The organism is Amphritea pacifica (assembly GCF_016924145.1).
GTDB lineage: Bacteria > Pseudomonadota > Gammaproteobacteria > Pseudomonadales > Balneatricaceae > Amphritea > Amphritea pacifica.
The window spans coordinates 1-255 of sequence record NZ_JAFFZO010000249.1; the positions used below are offsets into that span (position 1 = coordinate 1).

The following is a 255-nucleotide window of genomic DNA, read 5'->3' on the forward strand; positions in this document are numbered from 1 at the left end:
TGTTTTTCAGGACATGAAACTCGCCGTACCATTTGTTCAGGTCGCGCAGTTCCACCATCAGTTTTTCAGTCGCGTGTGAATGACTCATCTCAAAATCTCTCTGTTATCAGGCGCGGTTGCCGTGGCCTGTTTGTAGTTTCTTCTCCAGATGCTGCGAATAGCGCGACATGCTGAAACAGAACACCCAGAACAACAGGGCAATAAACAAATAACTCTCGGTGGAATAACCGATCCAGTCGGGGTCCTGGTTGGCTG

General features: G+C 49.0%; 1 pseudogene. It reads right to left on the reverse strand.

The features are described 5' to 3' along the window. Window positions 1–106: 106 nt before the first annotated feature. Window positions 107–255 (reverse strand): annotated as a pseudogene (locus JW499_RS22600) (amino acid ABC transporter permease); the annotation flags it as partial.